Source organism: Bacillus cereus group sp. Bce019, assembly GCF_051781745.1.
GTDB lineage: Bacteria > Bacillota > Bacilli > Bacillales > Bacillaceae_G > Bacillus_A > Bacillus_A cereus.
The window spans coordinates 1-254 of record NZ_JBPWJX010000235.1; the positions used below are offsets into that span (position 1 = coordinate 1).

Sequence of the window (254 nt, forward strand, 5' to 3'; positions counted from 1 at the left end):
GGTTGAAGCAGCTTGAAGAGATAGATGTTCCTTTAGGTGAGCTAGATACCAAACCATTCCGAGATGATGTGAAGGTAGAAGAAGATACGACTGAGATGATAGCCGATATCAATGGTCGTGATGTGATATTAGTAGATGATGTCTTATATACTGGTCGAACTATCCGAGCGGCCATTGACAATCTGGTTAGCCTTGGAAGACCCTCACGGGTCAGCTTGGCCGTATTGGTTGACCGCGGTCACAGAGAATTACCC

General features: G+C 46.1%; 1 protein-coding gene. It reads left to right on the top strand.

Features of this window, described 5'->3' with window-relative positions:
* On the top strand, nucleotides 1-254 hold a 254-nt coding region (locus tag ACS2QP_RS28150), incomplete at both ends, for a phosphoribosyltransferase family protein (protein WP_438883122.1).